This window comes from Klebsiella sp. A-Nf5, from assembly GCF_002810545.1.
In the GTDB taxonomy this organism is placed as follows: domain Bacteria; phylum Pseudomonadota; class Gammaproteobacteria; order Enterobacterales; family Enterobacteriaceae; genus Klebsiella; species Klebsiella variicola.
Genome location: NZ_PIOG01000266.1, coordinates 1 through 19,589 on the forward strand (window position 1 = coordinate 1; position 19,589 = coordinate 19,589).

Below are 19,589 nucleotides of genomic sequence, written 5' to 3' on the forward strand. Positions count from 1 at the left end.
GGTAAGACGCCAGCCGCCACCGGGCAGTAAAGCCGCTACGGAGCCGAGTATCCCGCCCGTCGGCGCTGCGCTTGCGCGGGCCTACGGGGGGATCACGCCGCGGGGGAAACCGCTCATCCCAGGTCCGGTAAGACAGTAGGCCCGGTAAGGCGCCAGCCGCCACCGGGCACAAACAGACGTCCAGTCTTCACCTCCTGCTTAGCCGGCCAGGTTGGTCGGCGAGTGTCAGGCGCTCTGGTTGTCCAGCGTCAGCTGCCCCTCGCGCCGCTGCTTCAGCTTCCAGAAGCCCCACAGCGCGATAAACCACAGTGGAGAAGCCAACAGCGCCAGCAGCGTGTCCGGGTCAAAGATCATGATGAAGATGGCGAAGGCGAAGAACAGCAGGCTCACCCAGCTCATCACCACCCCGGCAGGCATCTTAAAGATCGACCCGGCGTGCAGGTCCGGACGCTGACGGCGATAGACCAGATAAGCCACGAGGATCATCCCCCAGCTGAACACCACCATAATCGCCGCCAGGGTCGAGACGATGGTGAACAGGGTCATCACATTCGGCACCAGGAACAGCAGCAGCGTGCCGATCAGCATGCAGAAGCAGGAGAACAGCAGGCTACGCACCGGGATGCGGGTATTGCGCGACAGGATGCGAAACTGCCAGTGCGCGTGCTTTTCCACCGACAGGCCGTACAGCATGCGGGTGCTGGAGAAGACGCCGCTGTTGGCCGAGGACATCGCCGAGGTTAGCGCCACGAAGTTAATCACCGCCGCGGCGGCAGGCAGACCGGCCTTGGCAAACAGCGTCACGAACGGACTGGTCTCCGCCGATACCCCCGGCCAGGAGGCGACGGCGATAATCACCACCATCGACAGCAGATAGAAGATGATAATCCGCAGCGGCAGAGCATTGATCGCCTTGGGCAAAATGCGCTGCGGATCGCGGGTCTCCGCCGTCATGGTGCCCAGCAGCTCAATGCCGGTAAAGGAGAAGATCGCTATCTGGAAGCCGGCGAAAAAACCGGTGATACCGTGAGGCATAAAGGCCGTCGGGTCAGTAAGATGGCTGAGAGAAGCCGTCACGCCGTCCGGGGAAGTCCAGCCGGTGGCAATCATCCAGCCGCCAGTGCCGATCAGGGCGATAATGGTGATCACCTTGATCAGGGCGAACCAGAACTCCGCCTCGCCAAACATTTTCACCGACAGCAGGTTAAGCAGGAACAGGATCGCCAGCATGCTGAGGGCCGGCATCCATGCCGACAGTTCCGGGAACCAGTACTGCATATAGCTCCCGCAGACCACCACGTCGGCGATACAGGTCACTACCCAGCTTAGCCAGTAGGTCCAGCCGAGGTAAAAGCTCGCCTGCGGCCCAAGATACTCGCCGACAAAGTCGGCAAACGAGCGGTAGTCATGGCGGGTGAGCAGCAGCTCCCCCATCGCCCGCATCACCATATAGGTAAAGAACCCGACCAGCACGTAGATCACCAGAATCGAGGTGCCGGCGACGGCGATGTTGCGCCCCGCCCCCATAAACAGCCCGGTGCCGATAGCGCCCCCGAGGGCAATCATTTGAATGTGGCGGGCGCCGAGCCCGCGTTTAAGCTGTGACGCGCCCTCACCTCCGGCGGCAGGTGACGCCTGATGTTGATGTTCAGTCATGGTGTTTCCTCAGGCTGGTTGTGGGAGGCGAAGAGCCGCAGCGCGCAGCAGCAGCCCGGCGCGCTGACCGGTGGCAACCCCGGCGTTGGGAAAGAGGATATAGGGGGCCCGGGCCTGCACCACCCACCGTTTCTCCGCCTGGCGAGCGATTTCGTATCCCGCCGGGAGCGCGGTGAAGTTCTCGACGTTGGCCGCGAGATTAAGCGTAAATTCCCCCTCGCGCTTGATGATGCTCTCCTCGACCAGGAAGTAATCCACCGGCGCTTTGTCGCGCGGCGGCAGCGGCGCGTCAGAAATCCAGGCCCGGATCGCCGCGTCGGTGGCGGCGAACAGGCTGAGATCGTTGGCGCCGAACGGCATCACTTTCCCCAGCTCCAGGGTGGCGCTTTGCGCGGCGAACTTTTCGCAGGTGAAATGGGTGAAAGTGCCGCCCGCTTCGGTATGGCGCACGATGGCGTCCATCCCGCTGGCCTGCAACAGCTGGTAGAAGCCAGGCGAAAAATCCTCCTCGTGGGCCGGGAGCAGCGCAAACTGGCGATACAGCGACCCGCGAATAGCGGTGTGCATATCGAGATGGCTACGGTTGACCGGACCCGCCGCATCGGCGGCGCGATAGAAGGCCTGCACCGCCTGCTCCAGCGCAAAAGCCCGCCGCGACTCATTACCCGGGGTGACCGCCAGATGGCGGCCGCCGAACAGGCGATTCAGGTCGTTGTGCAGATAGCGGCGCGCGGCGCGGATCGCCGGCAGGTTACCAAAGACGATCAGCAGCGCCTGAGTGAGCGGCTGCCGCCCCTGGCTCAGATCGTGGGTCAGCTGCAGCAGCAGCTCCGTCGGCGCGGTCTCATTGCCATGCACGCCCGCGGAGAGGATCGTCGCCTGGCGCCACGGCGACGTCGGCAGCAACTGCAGGATCCCCTCGCCCAGCCAGCGGGCCTCGATATCCGCCGGGAAGGTCCACTCCTGCAGGCGGCAGTGCAGTAAATCGTTAACCAGGTGCTCCATCTGCCGCTCCTTAACGCTGAAAATCATAGACCGCGCCCAGGCGCAGGATCTGCGTCAGCTCATCCAGCGCCTGATAAACCTCGCGCAGCAGCTGCGGGTCCGCCAGATCGCGGGCGTGCAGCCGATCGCGATAATGTTTTTCCACCCATGCCGTCAGCTGCTGATAACGCTCGTCGTTCATCAGGCTATGCGCGTTGACCGCCTGGCGTTCAGCCTCGTTGAGCACCACCCGCAGCCGCAGACAGGCCGGGCCGCCGCCGTTGCGCATGCTTTCCCGCAGATCAAAGACCGCCACTTCATCGATCGGCGATGCGCTGTCGGCGGCCAGGTCGCTCAGATAGCGCCAGACGTTTTCCCGCTGGCGGCACTCCTCCGGGACCACGATCAGCATCTTGCCGTCAGGTTTGCTCAGCAACTGGCTGTTGAACAGATATGAGGCCACCGCGTCATCAAGCGACACCCGCTCGTCCGGCACTTCCACGCTGGTGAACGGGATATCCAGACTGTCGCTTTTAGCCCGCAGCGTCGCCAGCACCGTCGCCTGATCGACAAACGCCTGCTGATGGTGAAACAGCACATGGCGATTGCTGACCGCAATGACGTCGTTATGAAACACGCCACGATCGATAGCCTGCGGCGCCTGCTGGGCAAACACCGTGTAGCGCGGATCCAACTGATGCAGACGAGCCACTGCTTCGCTGGCCTCGAGGGTCTGCCGCGCCGGATACTTCACCGGGGCGATCCCGCCGCTGGCGCGTCGACCGTAGACAAAAAACTGCACCCCCTGCCGGTCATACTCCCGGCAGAAGCGGTTATGGTTGGCCGCCCCTTCATCGCCGAGGTCGCCATGCTGCGGCAGCGCCGCATGGTGGGCGAAGTAGCGCGGATCGGCGAACGTGGCGCCCAGGATCGCCGAGGTGGTGGGCGCCTCCTGCATACGGTGCAGCTTATTGTTCAGGTTGGCGACGGTGAAATGAACTTTGCCATCGGCGCTGTCCGCCGACGGTGAGACGGTCGCCGCGTTGGCGGTCCACATCGACGAGGCGGAGCTGAAGGCGGAGAGCAGCTGCGGCGCCGCGTGGGCCGCCTGCTGGATAACCTGCTCATCGCTGCCCTGGAAACCCAGTTCGCGTAGCAGACGCAGATTCGGCCGCGGCTGTGGCGGCAGAATGCCCTGCACGAATCCGCGATCGGCAAGGGCTTTCATTTTATACAACCCCTGCAGCGCCGCCTTTTTAGGGTTAGAGAGACCATCGCGGTTATTTTGCGAGGCTTCATTGCCGACGGAGAGTCCGGCGTAGTGGTGCGTCGGCCCGACCAGGCCATCAAAGTTTGCTTCAAAACCAGACATATGTCCTCACAGGATCCGTTATCAGAATGGCAGGCCCGGCGATACCGTCGCCGGAAGCGTCAGCGTATCGCTGACCAGAGAGGCCATCGGCCAGGCACAGTAATCGGCGGCGTACCACGCTGCCGCGCGATGGTTGCCGGAGGCGCCCACCCCGCCAAACGGCGCTTTACTGGAGGCGCCGGTCAGCGGCTTGTTCCAGTTGACGATCCCGGCCCGCGCCTCGTCCGCCAGCTGGTCAAACTGCGCCGCATCGCTGGAGATCAGCCCGACGGCCAGGCCATAGCGGGTCTGGTTGGCGAGGCGGATGGCCTCCGGGAAGCCGTCATAACGGATAACCGTCAGCAGCGGGCCAAAGTACTCTTCATCCGGCACGTCGATACCGGTGACATCAACGATCCCCGGCGTCAGTACCGTGGAACGTGGGTCGGGCTGGCGCATGCGCAGCAGCACCTTGCCGCCGAGCCCCTCCAGTTTTTGCTGCGCCGCCAGCATGTTCTGCGCGGCGTCGAGAGAAATCACCCCGCCCATAAACGGCGCCGGCTGGTCATCCCATTTGCCGGCGCGGATCTGCGCGCTGGCCGCGACCAGCCGCTGCAGCAGCGCATCCCCCTGCTCGCCACGCGGAACGATCAGCCGGCGCGCGCAGGTGCAGCGCTGTCCGGCGGAGATAAACGCCGACTGGATAATCACATGCAGCGCCGCATCGACATCGGCCACGTCGGCGACGATCAGCGCGTTGTTGCCGCCCATCTCCAGCGCCAGCATCTTCTCCGGCTGGCCGCCGAAATAGCGATGGAAGTGGAAACCGGCCGCCGCGCTGCCGGTGAACAGCACGCCGTCGACATCACGATTTTCCAGCAGCGCCTGGCCGGTGGCTTTTCCGCCCTGCAGCAGATTGATCACCCCGTCGGGGACGCCCGCCTGCTGCCACAGCTGGACCGTCATTTCGGCGGTGGCCGGCGTCAGCTCGCTGGGTTTAAACACGATGGTATTCCCGGCGATCAGCGCCGGAATGATGTGCCCGTTGGGCAGGTGGCACGGGAAGTTGTAGGGGCCAAAGACCGCCATCACACCGTGCGGTTTGTGGCGCAGCTGTGCTTTTCCGTCCGGCAGCGTCGACTCGTGAAAGCCCGTCCGCTGGTGATAGGCCTCGATGGAGATCGCGGCCTTGCCGATCATCGCCTGCACTTCTGTGCGGGTCTCCCACAGCGGCTTGCTGGTCTCCCGGGAAATCAGGGTCGCCAGCGCCTCTTTATGCGTCTCCAGCAGCGCGGCAAAACGCTCCACCACGGCAATACGCTCGGCCAGCGGCCGGTGCGACCAGGGGTAAAACGCCGCGCGCGCCGCGGCGCAGGCCGTCTGGACGTCGTCGGCTCCCGCGCTGGCCGCCTGCCACAGCAGCGACTGATCCTCCGGGGCCAGTTTGCTCATCGTTGCGCCGCTGCCCGCCTGCCACTGCCCGGCTATAAACTGTGCTTTTACCGCCATGATCTGTTTTCCTCTGGATTCAGGGTTACCGTATAAACGCGGTCGGTATCACTGACCTGCAGCGCGTCCAGCGCGGCGGCATCCAGTGAGACCTGCTCTTCGTGGGCCACCAGCAGCGCCCGGAAATTGTCGAACTGACCGTTGGCGACGAGCGTCGGCGCCGGCAGGGCGCCCATCAGCTGCTGGGCCGGCAGGCACTGGCTGTCGCGCACGGCGCGGATCTGATCGGTGTTCGCCTCCAGCACCGGACCGGCATCGAAAATATCCACCGAGCCGCGCCAGCTGAATCCCTCTTTTTCGAGGATCGCCCGCGCCGGGGCGGTATTGGGATGCACCTGACCGATGACCTCGCGGGCCGCTTCCGGCAGCAGTGAGATATAGATCGGGTAAGCCGGCATCAGTTCGGCAATAAAGGTTTTCATGCCGGTGCCGGTCAGCCGGTCGGCATCGGCAAACGGGATGTCGAAGAAGTGATGGCCCAGCGCATCCCAGAACGGCGACTGCCCCTGCTCATCGCTGCAGCCGCGCAGTTCGGCAAACAGGTGCGGGGAAAACCACTCGCGAAAGGCGGCGATAAATAAAAAGCGCGCCTTGGAGAGCAGCAGACCATTGCGGTTGCGCTGATAGGCCGGGTCGAGAAACAGCGTACACAGTTCGCTGTGCCCGGTGTGGTCATAGCTGAGATTAAGCAGCTCCTGAGGCTTATAGACTCCCAGCGCTTTCGAGGCGCGAACCGTTTTCTGAATGCGAAAATTGTAAAACGGCTCGTCCAGGCCCACCGCGACCTCAATGGCGCTCACCCCCACCACCCGCGCCAGCGCGGTGTCTTCCAGCACAAACAGGAAACCCTGCTGGCCGCGCGGCAGTTCGCCGGCGAAGGTCTCGATACTGCGCTGGATACGGGCGGCCAGGCGCCCGGCATCATGCGGTAAGGAGGTCATGCCGACCCCCGCCCGCGCGGCAAGGCGGACGATGTCGTCGAGATCGTTTTCCCGTACGGGACGAAATAGCATCACAGGCCGTCCTCCCGGTTAGCGGGTTAAGCGAGCAACGGCGCGATCAAGGCGCACGAAGGCTTCCGCAATATCCGCCAGCGGGATATTGAGCGCCGGCGCGAAGCGCAGCACGTCCGGGCCGGCAATCAGGGCGATCAGCCCCTCTTCCGCCGCCAGGTTGGTCAACGTTTTGGCCTTGCCGCGCAGCGGCCCCGCCAGCTCAGCGCCGATCAGCAGACCGGTGCCCCGCACGGCGCTGAACGCATCGTAACGGGCAGAGATCGCATTCAACTGGTCAACAATCAGCGCATGGCGCTCGCCAACGCCCGCCAGCAGCGGCGCATCGAGATGGGCCAGCACGGCGTTAGCGACGGTCGCCGCCAGCGGGTTGCCGCCGAAGGTGGTGCCATGAGTGCCGGGCTGGAAGACCTGCGCCCAGGCCTCTTTCGCCAGCATCGCGCCGATCGGGAAGCCGCCCCCCAGCCCTTTGGCGCTGGTGAGGATGTCCGGGACGACGTTGTAGTGCTGGTAGGCGTAGAGATGGCCGGTACGGCCCGCCCCGGTCTGCACCTCATCGAATATCAGGGTCGCGTGATGGCGATCGCAGAGGGTGCGCAGCGCCTGCAGGAACGCCGGATCAGCGGGTATCACGCCGCCTTCGCCGATGATCGGCTCGACGATCACCGCACAGGTGCGTGAAGAGATGGCCGCGGTGACCGCCTCGATATCGTTATAGGGCAGATGGGTAATGCCCTGCGGCAGCGGAGCATAATCGCTGGAATATTTCGGCTGGCCGCCGACGGAGACGGTGAACAGCGTCCGGCCATGGAAGGCATGGTTGAAGGCGATGATTTCGCTTTTTTCACCACCAAACTTATCGTGAGCGTATTTCCGTGCCAGTTTGAGAGCGGCCTCGTTGGCTTCGGCGCCGGAGTTGCAGAAAAACACCTTATCGGCAAAGGTCGACTGCACGAGGGTTTTCGCCAGCTGCAGCACCGGCTCGTTGGTATAGCCATTGCCGATATGCCACAGCTTCGCCAGTTGATCCTGCAGGGCCTGGGCCAGTGCCGGATGGGCATGGCCTAAGGCGTTCACCGCAATGCCGCCCGCCATATCGATATACTCTTTCCCCTGCTGGTCCCAGACGCGGGAGCCCGCCGCCCTGACCGGAATAAACGGCGCGGGGGCAAAACAGGGAACCAGGTAAGCGTCAAAATCTTCGCGAGTCATAGTGCCTGACATCATTCATCTCCGGAACGTAAGACGACGGAAAACGCTCCCGCCGCGTTGGACAATCGACATTAACCCTGACCCTCGGCTTATTTTGGGCACGAGTGCGCCCGCTGTGATGGCAAAAATATTCACCACAGGAAAAATAAGCCCTATTTATTTTACGGGTAATTGTTAATTCATGGTTAACGCCATGTTGTTGTGTGGGCTAATGCTGGCCTGTGAACAATAAGATTGTCAATACGGGTGGAAGCAATTTATTCACTTTTTGAAGATCATCAAGATAATGAAAAACATAGAAAAAATATTTTCCTATGCACTTAATTGAATAAAAAGTGAATTAAAATGCACAGCTTGCGGGTGGTTGGCGTGCGTAGTTATTCACTTAAAAAATAAAAAATCTAACAAAAATTTAAAAATCGGAATTGCCGTCAAATACCGCTTTATAAAATTGGTGATACCATTCATTGCACAGAGTTTACTGCTGTAGCTATTCCACGGTTTTACACGACATAAATAACACTGAGAAACAGGACTCTTATGGAAAAGTTATCTTACGCATCCGAAAGTAGTACATCTCCCTGGACCACCTACCTGCGCCAGATCGACCGTGTCGCGCCTTATCTCGGCGATCTTGCCTACTGGGTGGAAACCCTGCGCCATCCGAAGCGTGCGCTGATCGTCGACATTCCTGTGCAAATGGACGACGGCACCATCCGCCACTTCGAGGGCTATCGCGTTCAGCACAATCTGTCGCGTGGACCGGGTAAAGGCGGTGTTCGCTACCATCCGGATGTCGATCTCAACGAAGTCATGGCACTTTCTGCCTGGATGACTATTAAGTGCGCCGCGGTCAATATTCCTTACGGCGGGGCCAAAGGCGGCATTCGCGTCGACCCCTTCTCACTGTCAGAAGGTGAACTGGAGCGTCTGACCCGCCGCTACACCAGCGAAATCGGCATTATTATCGGGCCGCAGAAAGATATCCCGGCGCCGGACGTCGGCACCAACGGTAAAGTGATGGCATGGATGATGGACACCTACTCCATGAACCATGGCACCACCATCACCGGCGTGGTCACGGGCAAACCGATCCACCTCGGCGGCTCCCTCGGCCGTGAAAAGGCCACCGGGCGTGGCGTATTCGTCACCGGCCGGGAAGTGGCTCGTCGCGCCGGTATCGAAATTGAAGGCGCCAAAGTGGCGCTGCAGGGCTTTGGTAACGTCGGTAGCGAAGCAGCCCGCCTGTTCGCCGGCGTCGGCGCCCGCGTGGTGGTCATTCAGGATCATACCGCGACCCTGTATAACGAAGGCGGAATTGATATGGCCGCCCTCACCGCCTGGCAGGCGGAGAAAAAGCAGATTGCCGGTTTCCCGGGCGCCCAGGAGATCGATAAAGACGCTTTCTGGACCACCTCGATGGACATCCTGATCCCGGCGGCACTGGAAGGGCAAATCACCCGCGAGCGCGCTGAGAAGCTGAGCTGCAAACTGGTGCTGGAAGGGGCCAACGGCCCAACCTATCCGGAAGCGGACGACGTACTGGCTGAACGCGGTGTGATCGTGGTGCCGGACGTCATCTGCAACGCCGGCGGGGTGACCGTCAGCTATTTTGAGTGGGTGCAGGACATGGCCAGCTTCTTCTGGAGCGAAGAGGAGATCAACGCCAAGATGGATCGCATCATGACCGACGCCATCATTCACGTCTGCGATAAAGCCGCCGAGAAAGCGTGTACGCTGCGTACCGCCGCCTATATCGTGGCCTGCGAGCGCATCCTGATGGCGCGTAAAGACCGCGGCATCTACCCGGGCTGATCCCCGTCAGGGACTGAATCAGGGGGGTGGCGTAGTGCCGCCCCCCTTTTTTTCGCTATCGTACCGTCAGCTGCCGGTGGACCACAGCACCGGCCATCCCCGACGCTGCGACTCCGCCAGCAGCGCCGCGCACGGATTGACCCCACAGGGGTGCCCAACCAGCGCGAGCAACGGCAGATCCGAGATATGATCCCCAAAGGCATAGCACGCCGCCAACGGCTGTCCCTGTTCCTGCGCGTAGCGTTGGGCATGCAGCGCCTTATGTTCGCCAATGGCGGTCCGCCAGAGTTCCCCGGTATAGTGATCGTCAACCACCACCGGCTCTGAACACAGAGCATGCTCCACCCCCAGCGCCGCCATCGCTGGCCAGAGAATGTCGGTCATCGACCCGGAGACAAATACCACATCATCCCCCCGCGCCTGATGCTGCTTGAGGATCGCCACCACCTCGCGGTGAAAACCATATCCACCTTCGCGATACAGTGTCTCCGCGACCGCCCGCACCTGGGCGCGCGGCTCATGGCGAAACAGCGAATAGTAATAGCGATTGATCGTCTCACGCGAACTGCCTGCCCTGCTGAGACCCTGCACCATCTGGACAATCGCTGCGGCAGTCAGGCCGCACTGCAGCGGATACTCCCAGGCATAGCGGTGCAGAAACAGAAACATACTCTTGCCGTTGATGAGGGTTTCATCCACGTCAAAAAAGGCGATGCTCATCCCCGTCCCCCTGCTCAATACTGACCAGATAATGTTGATGGCATAGCGCCGCCTGCTCACACTCCTTACGAGTAATGTAGTTCAGGTCATAGACGCTGAAGCTAAAGCCGACTTCCGCTTTGCGGGTGCCGGTCTGGTCAAAACCGACCGAACACTCGCAGGTAAAGCGGCCGTGGGCTGAGCTTTTGCGCGACACCACATTCAGCACAATGGTCACCGGCAGCGGGAAAACAAAGCTGGAAAAAGCCACCTGCAGCGAGCTCAGCGTGAAGTACTTCTCGTCCATCGCCACGCCCGCCTCCGCCAGCAGAAATTTCTCCGAGGTGGCGATGATGGTTTGCCGCGCCGCCTCGATCAGCACCATCCCCTGGATGTGTTGCCCGGTCTGGTGGTCGCAGAGCAGCTCCGAGGCGTCCTGCAGGATCAGACGCGCGCAATAGCTATCTTCATCGCGTTTTTCCGGCGAGGTGATGAGGATGTTCTCTTTTTTACGTTTATGTACCAGCCGCTGATGATCGCGGTTGTTTTGATAATAGAGATCCTGCAGATTGACGATCTGGCGGATTTTATCCGGATAGTGCTGACGAATAATGCAGACCGTGCGGGAGATGTCGTCGAGCTGAACGCCCTGACCAATGACGATTTTATCGACGCCGGCGAGCTCGCCGCTCCAGACAAAACGCTCAAACTCGTTGACGGTCAGCACATGCTGATGCCGCCGGGCAAAATCGGTAAATTTCTCACCCACCACAATTAATTTTTCCATGGCGCTTGTCTCCTCAGATCGTTTTCACAATTAACGCAATACCCATCCCACCGCCGATACACAGCGAGGCCAGGCCGGTCGGTTTATTCTCCCGGCGCAGCGCGTGCAGGAGGCTCACGACAATCCGGGTTCCGGAACTGCCAAGCGGGTGCCCGAGGGCAATCGCGCCGCCGTTGACGTTCAGGCGGGCGGCTATCTCCTCCGCCGTCATCTGATGCTCTCGGGCCAGCCCCTTGACCACCCCCAGCACCTGCGCGGCAAAGGCTTCGTTAATTTCCAGTCGCGCCATATCGCTGAGCTGAAAACGCCCGCGGCGCAGGGCGCACGTCATGGCCGGCAGCGGCCCAAGCCCCATCATCGCCGGGTCGACACCGCCCTCGCCGAAGGAGACTATCTCAGCCAGCGGCCGCAGGCCGTACTGCGCAACGGCGCGCGCCGAGGCGAGGATCACTGACGCTGCGCCGTCGTTCAGCCCCGAGGCGTTGCCCGCCGTGACGCTCCCGTCGCGACGAAAAGCCGGTTTCAGCGCCGCCAGCTGGTCGGCGCTAAGGTCATGGCGGATCTGCTCATCCTCGCGGACCACGCTGACGCCCCGCTTCCCGCTGACCGTCACCGGCACTATCTCCTCGGCAAAATGGCCGGCGCGGCTGGCGGCGGAGGCTTTTTGATGGCTGTCCAGCGCGTACTGGTCCTGTTCTGCGCGCGAGATCTGTTCATGCGCGGCGATGGCCTCCGCCGTTTCCCCCATCGGAATATGCAACAGCGGATCGGTTAAGCCATCGCTCTGGATCAGATCTTCGCTGCTGAACGCGCCAAATTTCATGCCGCCCCTTATCTCTCCCCGCAGCAAAAACGGCGCCTGGCTCATGTTTTCCATCCCGCCAGCGACGACCAGGTCGGCATAACCGCTCTGAATATGGATCGCCCCTTCGGTAATACTTTTCATGCCGCTACCGCAGATCATATTCAGGGTGTAAGCCGGCTTTTGCACCGGGATCCCCGCCCGCAGCGCGACCTGACGCGCCGGCCCCATCCCCTGTCCGGCAGAGAGGACGCTGCCGCAGATCACTTCGTCAATCCACGCCGGGTCAATCCCGGCCTGCTGCAGGTTGTGGCGGACGGTGAGCGCGGCCAGTTCCACCGAAGAGACCGTTTTCAGGGCGCCAAGAAAGCGCCCCACCGGTGTACGGCAGGCCGCGACGATATACACTTTATTCATGATTATTCCATTACGTAGAGCGAGGAAAGATACTGCAATGTCCCGGCTTCGCTGCCGGTAAAGCCCACATAGCCATCGGGATTGATCACTGCATAGTCATCGCGGCCAATCTGTAGCGCCTCAAGAAACGCCTCGTCCGCCGGGTCAAGGGCGCAGAATATAAACCAGCCGCTATGTTTCAGGCGGGACAAGGGAGGACAGTCGACGCGCGCGGAAAAGACCACGACCTTACCGCTGGCGAAGGTGTCATAACTGTTGCGAAACCTCGCCTGCGGCGAGGTAAAGACGTACCACGGGACATGGTGGCCCATCAGGCCGTTCGGGTGAGCGCTCTGCGGCGCGGCAAAGCCGGCGTACTGCAGCGGCAGCTGGTGGCGATAATAGTGACGGTTGCAAAACTCCGGAAAGTAGACCGCGTCGATATGATTTTTCGGCACCAGACCGGCGATCAGGCCGGTATCGTGATCGGTGGCGTGCAGCACGCCGCTCACCGCGGCGAAACGCTCGGTGCGATAGGATCCCAGCAGCCGGTCGCTGGCGACGCCATGCAGGTAAAAGGCCAGCTTCCAGGCCAGGTTAATCGCATCCTGAATACCGGTATTCATCCCCTGCCCGCCAATCGGACTGAACAGATGGAAAGCATCGCCCGCCAGCATGATATTGTGCTGCAGATTGTCATCGGCGATCCGGTTATAGAAGTTGGCGCTGGAGGACCAGGTCAGCGCCTGCGCCGGAGGAACCTCGGGGCAGAAGCGCGCCAGCGCCACATTGATCTCCTGCAGATCCGGCACCGGACGCGGCGACGGTAATCGGCCGGCTCTTTTAATCACGATCCTGACCTGATTGTCCGGCATGGGCAGAAAGATCAGAAAGCCCTGCTCGTCAATATAGTAAGAGGTTCCCGGGAGCGTCGCCGCGCTGGCGAACTGCACGTCCGCCATCACAAAATGCAGCGGGTAATCATGGCCGCTAAAGCCAATCCCGGCCAGCTCCCGAACGGTGCTGGCCGCGCCGTCGGCACCGATAATATAGTCATAAGTGGCGGAACAGGCCCGGCGGGCATCGTCGAGCAGAGAGACGTGATAGCGCCCTTCCTCCCGCCGCCAGGAAACCAGCTGATGTCCGCGTTTCACCTGCTGCCCGGCCTCGGCCAGCGCCGTTTCAAGGATCTTCTCCGTCCGCGGCTGCGGGATACTGACATGGAAGGGATAGCAGGTGGGGAGATGGCGGTTATCGATGTGCAGAAATTTGCGGTTTTTATACCAGGCGTAAATTGACTGAACCTGCTTGCCCTGGGCGACCAGTTCCCCGGCAAGGGCTAAGCCGTGGAAGGCTTTAATCGTCGCCGGACTGACGCTCAGCGCTTTGGACCAGGTGGTGCTGTGTGTATTTTTATCAATAATATCAAAATCAATTCCATACTTATTCAGATAGCAGCCAATGATTAACCCTACCGGGCCGGCGCCAACAATGAGTACTTTTTTCACGATCGAGCCTCTCTGTATGCCCCGGAGGGGGCATACGCGTGTTGCCTGGGTGCAGGGTAAGTTAGGGATAGATATCGTCGGCCAGACGGCGATCGCCGGCGACATTGCAGATATGCCAGTAGGGATAAGGCTTCTCTTTTTCGCTCACGCTGTTGAGGATCGCCGCCTCCTCGTCGCTCAGCGTCCAGTTCAGTGCCGCCAGGTTATCCTCCAGCTGGGCGAGTTTGGTCGCGCCGATCACCAGCGATGTGATCCCCGGGCGGGTACGCAACCAGTTGAGCGCCACCTGCGCCACGCTGGCGTTGCGCTGACGGGCAATCTCCTGCATCACTTCCAGGGTCTGCCAGGCTTGTTCGCGATTGGCGATCGGCGCCGACTCAAACGGGGTGGCGTTCGCCAGCCGACTGCCCTCAGGAAACGCCTGATTACGCGGGTATTTACCGGTGAGGAAGCCCCCGGCCAGCGGGCTCCAGACGGTGATGCCGACGTTCTGATCGACGCTGAGCGGGATAATCTCATGTTCCAGTTCACGCGCGGCGATATTGTAATAGCCCTGATAGACGCAGAATTTTTCCAGTCCGAGGCGCTCTGAGATCCCCAGCGCCTTCGCCAGCTGCCAGGCCGCATAGTTGGAGACCCCGATGTAGCGAATTTTCCCGGCGCGAATCAACGCATCCAGCGTCCGCAGGGTATCCTCCAGCGCGGTGCGCGGATCGAACCCGTGGAGATGATAGATATCGATATAATCCGTTTTCAGCCGCTGCAGGCTGGCGTCGACGGCATTAATAATATGGTAGCGCGACGCCCCCAGCGCGTTCGGATTGGGGTCGGTCTGCCAGCGTCCTTTGGTGCCGATAATCACCTGCTGGCGTTTCCCCTTCAGCGCGTTACCGAGCAGCTCTTCGCCCTGGCCGTTTTTATAACAGTCCGCGGTATCAAAAAAGTTAATCCCGGCGTCCAGCGCTTTGTACACCAGATCGTATGCCGTGTGCTCAGGGACCACGCCGAATTCCGACCAGTTGCGTCCCGGCGCGCCGAGAAAGGCCCCTTTCTCACCAAACGTCATGGCGCCAAAACAGAGCTCCGACACCGACAGCCCGGTGGAACCTAAATACCGATACTTCATGCTTGATTTCCTTTTAAAGGTGACAACGTCACACTAGCGATAACAAATCCGCTGGCGGTCAGGCACGCACCGGCCAGGGGAATATGCGAGAGGGAGACGCCGGCGGTGAGCAACAGCCCACCAAACCAGGCGCCAGCGGCATTGCCGAGGTTAAAGGCGGCGATATTGCACGAGGAGACCATGCTTTTGCCGGTCTCACTGCTGTCCAGCGCCTGCATCTGCAGCGGCGGAATGGTGGAGAACATCGCCGCCCCCAGCAGAAACACCGCCGCGCAGGCGCCGGATAGCGTCTGAATGGCGAACGGAAAGAGGCACAGGACGACGATTAGCAAGGCCAGGGTCAGCAGCAGCGCCCGGCGGACACCACCGTCGGTCAGGCGGCCGCCGAGGTGATTCCCGGCGACCATCCCGACGCCAAACAGCACCAGCACCGGTGGAATGAGATGGTCGCTCATCCCGGTGACGGTTTTCAGCATTGGCGCAATGTAGGTAAAAGCGGCGAAGACGCCGGAAAACCCGAGCGCGGTGATCAGCAAGCTGCGCAGCACCGTCGGATGGCGCAGCACCTTCAACTCGTCGCGGATCCGACTCTGCAACGCCGGTTGGGCCTGACGGCCGGGCACCAGGGCAATGACTGCCAGGGCGGAAAGAATGCCAATCAGCGTGACCATAAAGAAGGTGTAGCGCCAGCCAAGGTATTGCCCTACCCAGGCGCCGAGCGGCACGCCCAGAATATTGGCCAGGGTGGCGCCGAGAAAGACGGCGGAGACCGCCGAAGCCCGTTTATCCACCGGCGCCAGCTCCGCGGCATAGACCGAACTGATGCCGAAGAATGAGGCGTGAGCTAAGGCGGTTATTACCCGGAAAATAATGAGCATGGTCATATTACCGGCAATACCGCAACCTAAATTACCGATGGAAAATAAGATCATCAGAAATAACAACGCCGGTTTTTTGGGGTAGCGGCTTAATAGCGGTGTGAGGAGCGGCGCGCCAATCACCACCCCACAGGCATAAGCGGTAATAGACCAGGCGGCAAGCGTGATGGATATATGAAAATCATGGGCCACATCGAGTAATAACCCCATAATCACAAATTCGGTGGTACCAATACCAAATGAGCCCACGGAAAGCGCATAAACTGCCGCAGGCAATCCTGCCGTACGGGAAACAGCAATAGTCATAAGTAACCTCATCTCCCGCCAGGGCGGCGGGAGAATAGTATTCAGGGGGTTATTTTTCGATTAAGTTAAAGTCGCCCTGGTTATAGCGTAAGCCAGTGACGTTATCGGGAGTGAAAATATCTTCGATGGTGAGAATATCCTCAGGAGAGAGGGTAATATTCGCGGCTCCGGCATTATCGCGCAGATGGGCAATTTTCCTCGCCCCCGGGATAGGCACAATATCCTCGCCTTTGCTCATGACCCAGGCAAGGGCAATCTGCGCAAGCGTCGCGTCATAGCGCGTGGCCACCTGCTGCAGGCGCTCAAGCAGCAGCTGGTTTTTGCGCATGGTCTCGGCCTGGAAGCGCGGCAGATTGCGGCGGAAATCATCCTCAGCGAAGACGCCAGGATCGGTGATTTTTCCCGTCAGGAAGCCGCGCCCCAGCGGGCTGTATGGGACAAAACCCACCCCCAGCTCGCGGCAGGCGTTGAGAATACCGGCCTCCGGCTCGCGGGTCCACAGCGAGTATTCCGTCTGCACGGCGGTAATCGGATGCACCTTGCAGGCCCGACGCAGCGTCTGGGCTGAGACTTCCGACAGTCCGATATGGCGAATTTTCCCCTCTTTAACCAGATCGGCCATGGTGCCCACCACGTCTTCCACCGGTACCGCCGGATCGACGCGGTGCTGATAGAGCAGATCGATGGTCTCGATATTCAGCCGCTTCAGCGACCCTTCCACTGACTCGCGAATATGTTCCGGACGGCTGTCGACACCGGCCATGCGCTCCAGTCCCTGGCCGGTCGGCAAAATACGAAAACCAAACTTGGTGGCAATCTGCACCTTATCGCGGATACCTTTAATCGCTTTCCCGACAAGGACTTCATTATCGAAAGGGCCATACACTTCGGCAGAATCCAGAAAGGTCACGCCCATGTCCACCGCGGCATGAATCGTATTAATCGCCTGCGACTCCTCGGCGCCGCCGTAGGCGAAACTCATTCCCATACACCCGAGACCCAATGCGGAAACCTGGAACTTCTCTTTTCCGAGATAACGTGTTTTCACCTTATTTTCCTTACGTGCTGAATGTTATTAAATATATACTTCCCTTTTACATTGATAACAATTAATCTATTCCGAACGCGGTGTTAGCTGGAAATTAACAATGAAAACCTTGCCGGATTTGCAACAAATTGAAATATTAATACTCATAGTGAAACATGGCAGTTTTCGCCAGGCCGCCAGGGCATTAAATCTTTCACCACCGGCCCTCACCAGCGCAATTAATCATCTGGAAGAAAAGTTAGGCGTGCGCCTGCTAAATCGCTCGACGCGCAGTTTGTCATTAACCGCCGTGGGTGAAGAATTTCTTAATAATATGACGCCGGTGGTCAATGATTATCGCCGGGTGGTTGACAGCCTGAATTATCATCGCCTGACGCCGGAAGGCGTAGTGAAAGTCAATTTACCGCGTATTGTTCTTGACCTGCTTTTTCAACACTATTTTATTGCCTTTAAAACCGCCTATCCCGATGTGACGCTCGAACTGTATACCACCGATCGGAAAGTCAATATTATTGAGTCCGGTTTTGACGCCGGTATTCGCTATTCGCAGGATGTGCCCAAAGATATGATTGCCATCCCCTTTGGCGAGAAGCTGTCGCTGATCCCGGTGGCCAGCCCGGCCTATATCCGCGAGGCCGGAGCGCCCGACACCCCGCAGTCGCTGGTCAATTTCCGCTGCATCAACCGCTGTTTTCCCAGCGGGGAAAAGTACCGTTGGGAGTTTATTAGCCCCAGCGGGGAGCCGAGCGAAGTCACGGTCAGAGGCGATCTGGTCGTTGATTCCGATACGGCGATGATCCAGGCGGCGGAGAGCGGATTAGGCATCGCCTTTGTCTATCAGTCGCTGGTGACGCAGCAGCTGAGCACGGGCAGTCTGGTCCGTTTGTTACCCGACTACCACTATCCGGCAGACCATTTCTGCGTCTACTACCCGAGCCGGAAACATATTCCGGTGCCGCTGCGGGCCTTTATCACCTGGGTGATGGCGCAGAATAAGAACATCCTCAGTGAGTAAAGGGTTCGCGGGTTAACCCATCGCTATTTGCCACAATAAACGCACATACCGTTAACCACTTTTTTTCCTTCGCCTTGAATTATGGCGGTCGCCCGGCATAAACTCGTTAGAGCTCTAACGATATTGGCAGACGACCTATGGATAACCGACAGCTAAACTTCTCTCATCTTTTATACCTCACCGCCCATCACTGGCGGCTGGCGGTCAACCGTCGGCTGAAGGACCTTGGCCTGAGCCAGGCCAGCTGGGTGGCGGTCGCGGCCATTGCCCGCCAGCCACAGCCGCTGTCGCAAAGCGAACTGGCGCAGGAGCTGGGGGTAGAGAGTCCGACCATTGTGCCGCTGATCAACCGGCTGGTCGCCCTCGGTCTGGTGGAGCGTGTCACCACCGCCAGCGATAAACGTAAGCGGCTGCTGGTCGCCACCGAGCAGGGAATGGCGCTGTATGAGCAGGTCAAAACAGTGGCGGACGATCTGCGCGAGGAGATCCTGACGGCGATCACCCCGCAGGAGCGGGAACAAACTCAGCGGGTGCTGGAAAAGCTGTTGCGTGAAGTGGAGAAGAAATAATGCCCCGTCGCCAGGGTAACCCCTACGCCCCGCATGACTGGGCGCCGCATGAAAAACCGGCCCTGCTCGGCTCGCCCTCGACGCCGCTGCACAGCCCGGCGAAACGTCTCGCCTATGGCGTGGTCGGCCTGCTGGTGTGCCTCACCGGCGCGCTGGGCAACGCAGTGGTCACCGCCAACCTGCAGTTGCTGCAGGGCACCTTCGCCGCCTGGTCGACCGAGATCGCCTGGCTGCCGGCGGTGTACGTCATGACCAACGTCTCCATCAACCTGCTGCTGGTGAAATTTCGCCAGCAGTTTGGGCTGCGCGCCTTTACCGAAGGCTTTCTGGTGCTCTATGTGCTGGTCACCTTTTTCCACCTGTTCGTCAACGATCTCAGCTCGGCGATAATGGTCCGCGCCGCCCACGGCATGGTGGCCGCAGCGCTCAGCTCGCTTGGGATCTACTACCAAGTGCAGGCCTGGCCCGCACGCCACCGCCTGAAAGGGCTGACCATCGGCATCACCGGCTCGTCACTGGCCATTCCGCTGGCGCGTCTCTTTTCCACCGAGCTGCTGCAGATCGATGAATGGCGCGGCCTTTACTTCTTTGAACTGGGGCTGGCGCTGGTGTCGCTGGCCTGCGTCATCGCGCTGAAACTGCCGCCGAGCGATCGTAAAAAGGTGTTCGAGAAGAAGGATTTTATCACCTTCTTTCTGTTGGCGCCCGGCATGGCGCTAGTGTGCGCCGTGCTGTCGCTGGGGCGGCTCGAGTGGTGGTTTGAAGCGCCGTGGATCGGCTGGTCGCTGGCGGCAGCGGTGGTGCTGATCGTCGCCGCTATCGCCTTTGAGCATAACCGCAGCAATCCCCTGCTCAATACCAAGTGGCTCTCCAGCGGCAGCATCGTACGCCTCGGCCTGATTATGCTGCTGATCC

17 protein-coding genes and 1 pseudogene are annotated in these 19,589 nt (G+C 60.3%); 5 read left to right on the plus strand and 13 right to left on the minus strand.

The window, feature by feature from the left end; translation table 11 throughout:
• Window positions 1-225: 225 nt before the first annotated feature.
• Genes CWM53_RS24850 through CWM53_RS24875 form a run of 6 tightly spaced genes read right to left on the minus strand, consistent with a single transcriptional unit; the run spans window position 226 to window position 7,737 of the window.
• The gene (locus tag CWM53_RS24850; RefSeq protein ID WP_008805091.1) at window positions 226-1,656 is read right to left on the minus strand and encodes an amino acid permease; all 1,431 of its coding nucleotides are present in this window, start codon (window positions 1,654-1,656) and stop codon (window positions 226-228) included.
• 9 nt (window positions 1,657-1,665) lie between these two features.
• A complete protein-coding gene (gene astE / locus CWM53_RS24855; protein ID WP_100729857.1) occupies window positions 1,666-2,661 on the minus strand; it encodes a succinylglutamate desuccinylase in 996 nt (331 codons plus the stop codon).
• Window positions 2,662-2,671: 10 nt separating this feature from the next.
• Entirely contained in the window at window positions 2,672-4,012 is a 1,341-nt protein-coding gene (gene astB, locus CWM53_RS24860; RefSeq protein WP_074385993.1) for an N-succinylarginine dihydrolase, read from the minus strand.
• A 21-nt stretch (window positions 4,013-4,033) separates the two neighbouring features.
• Window positions 4,034-5,500, minus strand: a complete 1,467-nt coding sequence (astD, locus tag CWM53_RS24865) for a succinylglutamate-semialdehyde dehydrogenase (protein ID WP_100729856.1) — start codon at window positions 5,498-5,500, stop codon at window positions 4,034-4,036.
• Window positions 5,491-6,513 carry an arginine N-succinyltransferase gene (gene astA / locus CWM53_RS24870; protein ID WP_165785129.1) on the minus strand — a complete coding sequence of 341 codons (1,023 nt, stop codon included), beginning with the start codon at window positions 6,511-6,513 and terminating at the stop codon, window positions 5,491-5,493. The genes astD and astA overlap by 10 nt, the downstream gene beginning before the upstream one ends.
• Window positions 6,514-6,531: 18 nt before the next feature.
• The gene (locus CWM53_RS24875; protein WP_012968351.1) at window positions 6,532-7,737 is read right to left on the minus strand and encodes a bifunctional succinylornithine transaminase/acetylornithine transaminase; all 1,206 of its coding nucleotides are present in this window, start codon (window positions 7,735-7,737) and stop codon (window positions 6,532-6,534) included.
• Between the two features lie 169 nt (window positions 7,738-7,906).
• On the opposite strand from CWM53_RS24875, the pseudogene CWM53_RS31385 reads away from it, so the two are divergent.
• Window positions 7,907-8,053, plus strand: a pseudogene (locus tag CWM53_RS31385) (hypothetical protein).
• Between the two features lie 212 nt (window positions 8,054-8,265).
• Window positions 8,266-9,540, plus strand: a complete 1,275-nt coding sequence (locus tag CWM53_RS24880; protein WP_100630848.1) for a Glu/Leu/Phe/Val family dehydrogenase — start codon at window positions 8,266-8,268, stop codon at window positions 9,538-9,540.
• Window positions 9,541-9,606: 66 nt separating this feature from the next.
• On the opposite strand, the gene CWM53_RS24885 is transcribed toward CWM53_RS24880, so the two are convergent.
• The 7 genes from CWM53_RS24885 to CWM53_RS24915 all read right to left on the minus strand — a co-directional run bounded on the left by CWM53_RS24885 (window position 9,607) and on the right by CWM53_RS24915 (window position 17,090).
• Entirely contained in the window at window positions 9,607-10,260 is a 654-nt protein-coding gene (locus CWM53_RS24885; protein ID WP_100729855.1) for an HAD family hydrolase, read from the minus strand.
• Window positions 10,241-11,026 carry an AfsA-related hotdog domain-containing protein gene (locus tag CWM53_RS24890; RefSeq protein ID WP_074385997.1) on the minus strand — a complete coding sequence of 262 codons (786 nt, stop codon included), beginning with the start codon at window positions 11,024-11,026 and terminating at the stop codon, window positions 10,241-10,243. Before CWM53_RS24890 ends, CWM53_RS24885 begins: the two co-directional genes overlap by 20 nt.
• A 13-nt stretch (window positions 11,027-11,039) precedes the next feature.
• Window positions 11,040-12,245: an acetyl-CoA C-acyltransferase gene (locus CWM53_RS24895; RefSeq protein ID WP_100729854.1), complete on the minus strand. Its 1,206-nt coding sequence runs from the start codon at window positions 12,243-12,245 to the stop codon at window positions 11,040-11,042.
• Between the two features lie 2 nt (window positions 12,246-12,247).
• Entirely contained in the window at window positions 12,248-13,732 is a 1,485-nt protein-coding gene (locus CWM53_RS24900; RefSeq protein ID WP_100729853.1) for an FAD-dependent monooxygenase, read from the minus strand.
• A gap of 61 nt (window positions 13,733-13,793) precedes the next feature.
• A complete protein-coding gene (locus CWM53_RS24905; protein WP_008805101.1) occupies window positions 13,794-14,858 on the minus strand; it encodes an aldo/keto reductase in 1,065 nt (354 codons plus the stop codon).
• On the minus strand, window positions 14,855-16,042 hold the full coding sequence (locus CWM53_RS24910) for an MFS transporter (RefSeq protein ID WP_100729852.1): 1,188 nt from the start codon (window positions 16,040-16,042) through the stop codon (window positions 14,855-14,857). Before CWM53_RS24910 ends, CWM53_RS24905 begins: the two co-directional genes overlap by 4 nt.
• A 49-nt stretch (window positions 16,043-16,091) precedes the next feature.
• Window positions 16,092-17,090 carry an aldo/keto reductase gene (locus CWM53_RS24915; RefSeq protein WP_008805103.1) on the minus strand — a complete coding sequence of 333 codons (999 nt, stop codon included), beginning with the start codon at window positions 17,088-17,090 and terminating at the stop codon, window positions 16,092-16,094.
• 100 nt (window positions 17,091-17,190) lie between these two features.
• On the opposite strand from CWM53_RS24915, the gene CWM53_RS24920 reads away from it, so the two are divergent.
• The 3 genes from CWM53_RS24920 to CWM53_RS24930 form a co-directional block, all read left to right on the plus strand.
• Window positions 17,191-18,105, plus strand: a complete 915-nt coding sequence (locus tag CWM53_RS24920; RefSeq protein WP_100729851.1) for a LysR family transcriptional regulator — start codon at window positions 17,191-17,193, stop codon at window positions 18,103-18,105.
• A 137-nt stretch (window positions 18,106-18,242) separates the two neighbouring features.
• Complete coding sequence (locus tag CWM53_RS24925; protein WP_008805105.1) at window positions 18,243-18,674, plus strand: MarR family winged helix-turn-helix transcriptional regulator; 432 nt, start codon at window positions 18,243-18,245, stop codon at window positions 18,672-18,674.
• A partial coding sequence (locus CWM53_RS24930; RefSeq protein WP_133124387.1) for an MFS transporter occupies window positions 18,674-19,589 on the plus strand: 916 nt, incomplete at its 3' end. The genes CWM53_RS24925 and CWM53_RS24930, both read left to right, overlap by 1 nt.

Excerpts from the sequence above, each read along its gene's own strand:
- astB (WP_074385993.1), bottom strand. The coding sequence starts at position 4,012 with ATGTCTGGTTTTGAAGCAAACTTTGATGGCCTGGTCGGGCCGACGCAC.
- CWM53_RS24885 (WP_100729855.1), bottom strand. The coding sequence starts at position 10,260 with ATGAGCATCGCCTTTTTTGACGTGGATGAAACCCTCATCAACGGCAAG.
- CWM53_RS24850 (WP_008805091.1), bottom strand. The coding sequence starts at position 1,656 with ATGACTGAACATCAACATCAGGCGTCACCTGCCGCCGGAGGTGAGGGC.
- CWM53_RS24920 (WP_100729851.1), top strand. The coding sequence starts at position 17,191 with ATGAAAACCTTGCCGGATTTGCAACAAATTGAAATATTAATACTCATA.
- CWM53_RS24880 (WP_100630848.1), top strand. The coding sequence starts at position 8,266 with ATGGAAAAGTTATCTTACGCATCCGAAAGTAGTACATCTCCCTGGACC.
- CWM53_RS24905 (WP_008805101.1), bottom strand. The coding sequence starts at position 14,858 with ATGAAGTATCGGTATTTAGGTTCCACCGGGCTGTCGGTGTCGGAGCTC.
- CWM53_RS24895 (WP_100729854.1), bottom strand. The coding sequence starts at position 12,245 with ATGAATAAAGTGTATATCGTCGCGGCCTGCCGTACACCGGTGGGGCGC.
- CWM53_RS24890 (WP_074385997.1), bottom strand. The coding sequence starts at position 11,026 with ATGGAAAAATTAATTGTGGTGGGTGAGAAATTTACCGATTTTGCCCGG.
- astA (WP_165785129.1), bottom strand. The coding sequence starts at position 6,513 with ATGCTATTTCGTCCCGTACGGGAAAACGATCTCGACGACATCGTCCGC.
- CWM53_RS24875 (WP_012968351.1), bottom strand. The coding sequence starts at position 7,737 with ATGTCAGGCACTATGACTCGCGAAGATTTTGACGCTTACCTGGTTCCC.
- astE (WP_100729857.1), bottom strand. The coding sequence starts at position 2,661 with ATGGAGCACCTGGTTAACGATTTACTGCACTGCCGCCTGCAGGAGTGG.
- CWM53_RS24925 (WP_008805105.1), top strand. The coding sequence starts at position 18,243 with ATGGATAACCGACAGCTAAACTTCTCTCATCTTTTATACCTCACCGCC.
- CWM53_RS24910 (WP_100729852.1), bottom strand. The coding sequence starts at position 16,042 with ATGACTATTGCTGTTTCCCGTACGGCAGGATTGCCTGCGGCAGTTTAT.
- astD (WP_100729856.1), bottom strand. The coding sequence starts at position 5,500 with ATGGCGGTAAAAGCACAGTTTATAGCCGGGCAGTGGCAGGCGGGCAGC.